This is a genomic window from Steroidobacter sp., from assembly GCF_016790065.1.
Lineage (GTDB): Bacteria > Pseudomonadota > Gammaproteobacteria > Steroidobacterales > Steroidobacteraceae > Steroidobacter.
This window is the reverse complement of the sequence record NZ_JAEUPY010000036.1, coordinates 1-6,382: the sequence shown is the minus strand read 5'-3', so window position 1 is coordinate 6,382 and position 6,382 is coordinate 1. Positions and strand designations below refer to the sequence as shown.

The 6,382-nt window shown below is 62.3% G+C and carries 7 protein-coding genes; 5 read left to right on the top strand and 2 right to left on the bottom strand.

Features of this window, described 5'->3' with window-relative positions; all coding sequences use genetic code 11:
• From JNL55_RS01455 to JNL55_RS01445, 3 genes are all read left to right on the top strand, one after another.
• The coding region (locus tag JNL55_RS01455) for a M3 family metallopeptidase (protein ID WP_293848491.1) at nucleotides 1–308 on the top strand (308 nt) is incomplete at its 5' end.
• Nucleotides 309–402: 94 nt separating this feature from the next.
• Nucleotides 403–1,116, top strand: a complete 714-nt coding sequence (locus tag JNL55_RS01450; protein ID WP_293848490.1) for an FKBP-type peptidyl-prolyl cis-trans isomerase — start codon at nucleotides 403–405, stop codon at nucleotides 1,114–1,116.
• Nucleotides 1,117–1,169: 53 nt separating this feature from the next.
• The gene (locus tag JNL55_RS01445) at nucleotides 1,170–1,784 is read left to right on the top strand and encodes a thiol:disulfide interchange protein DsbA/DsbL (protein ID WP_293848489.1); all 615 of its coding nucleotides are present in this window, start codon (nucleotides 1,170–1,172) and stop codon (nucleotides 1,782–1,784) included.
• A 98-nt stretch (nucleotides 1,785–1,882) separates the two neighbouring features.
• Here the strand turns inward: JNL55_RS01445 and JNL55_RS01440 are convergent, their stop codons facing one another.
• The gene (locus JNL55_RS01440) at nucleotides 1,883–2,614 is read right to left on the bottom strand and encodes a YdiY family protein (RefSeq protein ID WP_293848488.1); all 732 of its coding nucleotides are present in this window, start codon (nucleotides 2,612–2,614) and stop codon (nucleotides 1,883–1,885) included.
• A 256-nt stretch (nucleotides 2,615–2,870) separates the two neighbouring features.
• On the opposite strand from JNL55_RS01440, the gene zapD reads away from it, so the two are divergent.
• Both zapD and yacG read left to right on the top strand, forming a co-directional pair.
• Nucleotides 2,871–3,710: a cell division protein ZapD gene (zapD, locus tag JNL55_RS01435; RefSeq protein ID WP_322111005.1), complete on the top strand. Its 840-nt coding sequence runs from the start codon at nucleotides 2,871–2,873 to the stop codon at nucleotides 3,708–3,710.
• A 7-nt stretch (nucleotides 3,711–3,717) separates the two neighbouring features.
• Nucleotides 3,718–3,912, top strand: a complete 195-nt coding sequence (gene yacG, locus JNL55_RS01430; RefSeq protein ID WP_293848486.1) for a DNA gyrase inhibitor YacG — start codon at nucleotides 3,718–3,720, stop codon at nucleotides 3,910–3,912.
• A gap of 16 nt (nucleotides 3,913–3,928) precedes the next feature.
• Here yacG and JNL55_RS01425 read toward each other — a convergent pair whose 3' ends face one another.
• The gene (locus JNL55_RS01425; RefSeq protein ID WP_293848485.1) at nucleotides 3,929–6,151 is read right to left on the bottom strand and encodes a prolyl oligopeptidase family serine peptidase; all 2,223 of its coding nucleotides are present in this window, start codon (nucleotides 6,149–6,151) and stop codon (nucleotides 3,929–3,931) included.
• Nucleotides 6,152–6,382 lie beyond the last annotated feature (231 nt).

Here is a 6,382-nt window from a genome sequence, read left to right as displayed (position 1 = left end):
CGCCGGTGCCGCCGCGTTACCGCTCCAGCTACTTCCTGCACATCTTCTCCAGCCCCATCGGCTATTCGGCCGGCTACTACGCGTACATCTGGAGCGAAGTGCTGGCGCGGGATACCGAACACTGGTTCAAGACCCATGGCGGCTTGAAGCGCGAGAACGGCGACCTGCTGCGCGCCAAGGTGCTGTCCAAGGGCTTCAGTGCGGATGCGCTGACCATCTTCCGGGATTTCTACGGCAAGCAGCCGGACATCGGCCCGCTGCTGGAAGCCCGGGGTTTGAGCGGCGGCACCGAGGCGGCCGCTCGCTGAACGCGTCGCCGCCCTCAGACAGCGGCGGTAATCATGCAAGGGCGGCCGATGCTGTATGCTGGCCGCCCTTTTTTACACCGCATTAAGGACTCCCATGCGCGCGTTTTTGATAGCGACGGTCGGGTTCGTGATTTTCGTCGTGGCGGTCAAGCTGTTCGTCACCGATCCGAAAACCAAGGACGCGGCAGCCGGCGCGGCGACCACCGCCACGCTCGCAGGGAGCGAAGACGACAAGGCGCTGTACGCACTGGGCGTGGCCGTGTCCCAGAACATCGCTTCGTTCGAATTTACCGCCGCCGAGCTGGACAAGGTGAAGCAGGGCTTCACCGACGGCGCGCTGGGCAAGAAGCCGCAGGTCGACGTGCAGACCTACATTCCCCGCCTGCGTGAGATGCAGCAGACGCGCATTGCCGCCGTCGCCACGGCCGCCCTCGACAAGGCCGCCGCCGAGCCGGGCGCCAAGCGCTTGGAATCGGGCCTGATCATTTCCACCGTCACCGAAGGCACCGGCCCGACGCCCAAGGCCACCGACACGGTCAAGGTGCACTATCACGGCACTCTGCCCAACGGCAAAGTGTTCGATAGCTCGGTGGATCGCGGCGAGCCCGCCACCTTCCCGCTCAACGGCGTAATTCCGTGCTGGACCGAAGGCGTGCAGCAGATCAAGGTCGGCGGCAAGAGCCGGCTGGTGTGCCCCGCCAACATCGCCTACGGCGAGCGCGGCGCTCCGCCGGATATCGGCCCGGGCGCGACCTTGATCTTCGACGTCGAGCTGCTGGCCATCGAAGCGCCGGCCGCTGCCCAATAATCGACCAGAGTCGTCAATAATCGGGGCCAGGCTTGCCACCGGGGAGAAGCACTGTGACTGCGGCTCGAATTGCGTTCGCGCTGTTTCTGTCGATTGCCTGCTCACTGTCCCTTGCGTCGCCGACGCAAGGGACCGATTACTCGCTGATCACACCGGCCCAGCCACAAACTGAGGCCGGCAAAGTCGAGGTGATCGAGTTCTTCTCCTACGGTTGTCCGCACTGCTATCACCTGCAACCGTTGTTGAACGACTGGAAGAAGGCGCAGCTGCCGGCGAATGCGGTGCTGATCAAAGTGCCCGTGTCTTTGGGGCGTCGCGAGTGGGGCCAGCTGGTGCGGGCCTATTACGCGCTACAAGCCAGCGGCGATCTGGCACGGCTGGACGATGCGCTGTTCGATGCCATCCACAAGGAAGGCAAGCCGCTGTTCGACGTCGACGCACTCGCCGCCTGGGCCGCCCAGAACGGCGTCGACGCCAATAAATTCCGCTCGCAGTTCAACTCGCCGGAAGTGACCACCAAGGCGTTGCGAGCCGAACAACTGTCCCGCGACTACAAGGTCAACGGCGTGCCGACGCTCACCGTCGCCGGCAAATACCGAGCCCTAGGCAAAGACTACCCGGACATGCTCCGCATCACGCGCGAGCTGGTCGACGTCGCCGCCAAGTAGGCCGGCGGCAAACACGCCGCTCTCGCAGGCCGTGGCCCCCGCAGGGGCCACAAAAATAAACCCCAAGGGCGAGGTCCTGCCGCAGGCAGGACCTGAGCCTATTTGATCTCGTAGACCAAATTGATCGTGGTCAACTTGTCGGTGCGCTTGAAGTCCGCCGGCGGGTCGGTGTTGTGCCGAACCGAATAGCCCACCGCCAACGCCAACACATCCGTCATCTTCACCTGCAGCGACAAATCGTTTTGTACGAACGTATTGTCCGCCCCCGACTCGACGATGAACTTGTTGAGCAAGCTGGTGGTGGCCGTGAACTTGTGATCGAAGTCGATGGTGCCGCGGAACACGACTTCATCCTGGCTGACGCCTTCCTCGATCAACACGCCGGTCTCGTCGTCGAACGCATCGCGCGTCTCGTAGAACTTGTAACCGGCGCCGACCGTGCCGACCAGTTTGGTGCGGTCGTTCTCGATGAAGCGGCGGCCGACACCGAGCGACGCCGTGGTCTGGTACTCGAAGCCGCTGAATTCGTCTTCTTCGTAGCGGCCGGCGGCGAACAGGAAGTTGCGCTCACTGAACTTCCAATCGGCCTGGCCGAAGGTTTCCCAGCGATTGGCGATCTTGCCGTCTTCATCGGAGGAATACAGCGCGGCGGCGCCCAGCGTGTTCTTCCAGTTATCGGTCTCGTTGACCACCTGCAGCTTGGCGTTGGCAGTCTCGGTGTTGGTATTACCGCTGGCGACCACCAGGCCCGCCTCGCCCTTACCGCTCCAGTCGGCATGTGCCGGCACGGTGGCGGCCAACAGGGTGGCCGCAAATAACCATCTTCGCATCAAGAACACTCCATAAAACGAATCGCGCCCGGCCCCCGCCAAACCGGTGGGGAAATATCGGGCGCGATATGGAAGCAGATTCTTTCAACGCTTCCAACCATTGTGTAAGTTCCGGTCGCCACGCAGTCGCTGTCGGGCGACGAACTGCTGCGCAAATGTGCGGCGCCGCCGGCTCGACCACTGGCTAAATAACCAGCTGCTCTGCACGCCGCCAGCACTAGTAATACGACTGCATCTGCCGGTCGATCCGCCCCGAATGAAAAAGGGTTTTTCAACTGCCGGCCAGTGCTTCACAATCCGCAGGATGACCTCGCCCGATAGTTCACGCCAAGCCGCAGGTCCCGTCTATGAGCAGCCGCTCAATGAGCGGATGCGTACTTTTCTGCGACTGGACTTTCTTTATCAGCAAGCGCTGTTCCATGAAGAGCGCGAGGACGCGTGGTCGACGCGCGCCGCGATGAGCGCGCTGCTGGAAATTCTGGCCATCACCGCACGCGGCGACATTCGCAGCGAAGTGCTCAAGGATCTGGAGCGGCAGATGACGGTGATGCACGACTACACCACCCGCCCCGGCGTCGATACCTCACGGCTCAAGGCGGTGTTGACCAATCTGACCGGACTGCGCACCGAACTGAATTCGGTGGGCGCGCTGTTCATGCAACGGTTGCGCGATTCGGAATTCCTGAACTCGATCAAGCATCGCAGCACCATCCCGGGCGGCACCTGCGAATTCGACCTGCCGGACTATCGGCATTGGCTGGATCAGCCGTTCGCGACTCGCACCAAAGCGTTCAGCGACTGGATGGCCACCATCCGTCCGCTGTGCGATGCCGTCACCGAGTTGTTGTGGCTCACTCGTGGCGCTGCGCGCCCGCGCCCTGAAGTGGCGACCGGCGGCGTCTTCCAGATCGCTTTTGAGCGCGAAAATCCCTGCCAATTGCTCCGCATCGCGTTGCCGGCGGGTACGCAGCTGTTCCCCGAGATCAGCGGCAGCCACCATCGCTGCAGCGTGCGCTTTCTGCTGTGGGCCGATGCGAGCGTGCGGCCGGTGCAGACCACAGAGGACGTGCAGTTCCAGCTCACTGTCTGCACCTGAGACCCTCATGACTGTGGTTCGCTGCCCGACTTGCGACCGCCCCGTGGAGTGGACGGAGGCTTTCCCTTGGCGCCCGTTCTGCAGCGAGCGCTGCAAACTCATCGACCTCGGCGCCTGGGCTGCCGAAAAGCACGCCATTCCCGGCGAAGTGGCCGAAACCGACGACGGCCTCCAACGTGGCCGCGAGGGCGACGACGAATAGTCGCCTGCCCGCTGACTCAGTCCGCAGTCGCCCGCCGCAACAGCGGCTCTCCGCCCTCCATGTGCAACGACTTGACCAGGAACGCCCACTGGTCGGCGTAGTCCTCGATCTGCATCCAGATCGGCTTACCGGCGCCATGACCGGCGCGAGTCTCGACTCGTAGCATCACTGGGTTGGCGCAGGCCTGTGCCTCCTGCAGCGTCGCGGTGAACTTGTAGCTGTGCCACGGGACCACGCGATCGTCACGCTCGGCTGTGGTCACCAGCGTCGGCGGATAACAAACCTTGTGCACGTTATGCAGCGGCGAATAAGCCAGCTGCGCGCGAAACTCGTCCTCGTTCTCGCTGAGCCCGTAATCGCTGGACCACTGGCGCGCGTTGGCGCTGGGCGTGTGATAGCGAAGCATGTCCAGCACGCCCACCGCCGGCAGCGCCGCGCCAAACAAATCCGGACGCTGCGTCAGCACTGCGCCGACCAGCAAGCCACCGTTGCTACGACCTCGAATCGCAATCTTGGCCGGCGCGGTATAACGCTCGTCGATCAAGTACTGAGCGGCGGCGATGAAATCGTCGAACACGTTCTGCTTGTGTAACTTGGTACCGGCCTCGTGCCAGGCCTCGCCATATTCCGAGCCGCCCCGCAGGTTGGCCATCGCATAGACGCCGCCCATCTCCAGCCACACCAGCACCGGCACACTGAAGGCCGGCTGCTGCGCCAGATTGAAACCGCCGTAACCGTACAACTGCACCGGCGCCTGACCATTCAGCACCAGCCCTTGTTTGTGAGCGATGAACATGGGCACGGGCGTGCCGTCCTTGCTCTTGTAGAACACCTGCTTGACCACGAACTGGCGGGTGTCTGCGGCAAACTTCGGCGCTCGAAACAATTGGCTGTCGCCGGTCGCCAGATCCAAGCGCGACACGCGGGTCGGCGTCAGAAAATCGGTGTAAGCGAAAAAGGTCTCGGTGTCCTGCACGTCGCCGGTGAAGCCCAGCGTGGTGCCCAGCCCGGGCAGCTTCACGTCGTACTGAACCTGGCCGTTGAGATCGAACACGCGCACCAGCGAGTAAGCGTCCTGCAAGTACTGCACGATGATCTTGCGACCGACGATGGACACTTCATCCGCCGAGAAGCGCGCCTCGGGGATCACGACGCGGCGATCCTTCTCAGCCGACGATGTCGCCGGCATCGCGATCACTTCCGTGTTCGGCTTGCCTTTGTTGCTGCGGACATAGAACACATCGTCGATGGCCGCGATGAACTGATAGTTCGCATCGAAGCTGTCGATCAGCCGCACGGTCTCGCCCGAGGGCGCGCCGTCGCGGGCGATCTTTCGATAATAGATGCCGGTGGATTGCGAACCGTCGTACAACCAGAAGATCGCGTAGCGGCCATCATCCGAGATCTGCACATACGGATTGCGCGTCGGATGATCGGTGACCTTGAAGATCAACGGATCGCGAGTCACGTCGCTGCCGAGCTTGTGCCAGAACACTTCGCGTTGTTTGCTGTCGTCGCCCGTGCCGTCCGCCTTCAGCGGAAAGCGCGCGTAATAAAGGGCTTTGGAATCGGCCGTCCAGGCCACCGGCACGAACTTGATGAAGCGCAGGATGTCGGGCAGATCCTTGCCGGTCTGCACGTCGCGGAAATGCCAAGTGCGCCAGTCGGTGCCGCCATCGGACAGACTGTATGCAACCAGGCGGCCATCGGGACTCGGCACGAACTCGCTCAGCGCGACGGTCGCATCCTTGCTGAGTTTGTTGGGATCGAGCAGCACGCGCGGTTCGGCGTCCAGACGCTCGGTGACATACAGCACGCTCTGATTCTGCAAACCGTCGTTGCGTAAATAGAAATATCGGTTACCGCGCTTCACTGGAATGTCGTAGCGCTCGTAATTCCATAACTGCGTCATGCGTTGCTTGATGCGCTCGCGCTCCGGAATGGCTTCCAGATACGGCTGCGCCAATGCGTTCTGCGCCTGGATCCAGCCCTTGGTCTGCAGGCTGTCGGCATCCTCCAGCCAGCGATACGGATCGGCGACGCGAGTGCCGTGGTAAGTATCGAAATGCTCGATGCGCTGGCTATTGGGATACGCCACTGCGGTGGCTTGCGGCGGCGCCTTGGCGGACACGTCTTTACTCACGGACACAGTTAGCGGTGCAGCTTTCTGGGCCGGCGCGAGGCCACAGGAGCCCAATAGCAACAACAACGGAATCGACCAATAGAGTTGCTTTTTCATAGCCTCTCGCTTGCGACACTGACGATGGATTCATCCCTGAACCTGCTTAGTGTAACGTCGCCCTCCCATTCCCGGCGCAACTCTCATGCGGTATACAACCCACCTGTTCGCCATCCTTGCGACTTGTTTGACCTACCTACCAGGACTGCCCGTGTCCGCCGAATCCTTGACCGTCGCTCGTCTGTTCGCGGATCCCGATCTCGCTGGCCCCCGGCTGCGCGAGGCCAAGTT

Bases quoted from the DNA above. Each gene is read 5' to 3' on its own strand.
- JNL55_RS01450 (WP_293848490.1), top strand. From the start codon at position 403: ATGCGCGCGTTTTTGATAGCGACGGTCGGGTTCGTGATTTTCGTCGTG.
- JNL55_RS01440 (WP_293848488.1), bottom strand. From the start codon at position 2,614: ATGCGAAGATGGTTATTTGCGGCCACCCTGTTGGCCGCCACCGTGCCG.
- zapD (WP_322111005.1), top strand. From the start codon at position 2,871: ATGAAAAAGGGTTTTTCAACTGCCGGCCAGTGCTTCACAATCCGCAGG.
- yacG (WP_293848486.1), top strand. From the start codon at position 3,718: ATGACTGTGGTTCGCTGCCCGACTTGCGACCGCCCCGTGGAGTGGACG.
- JNL55_RS01425 (WP_293848485.1), bottom strand. From the start codon at position 6,151: ATGAAAAAGCAACTCTATTGGTCGATTCCGTTGTTGTTGCTATTGGGC.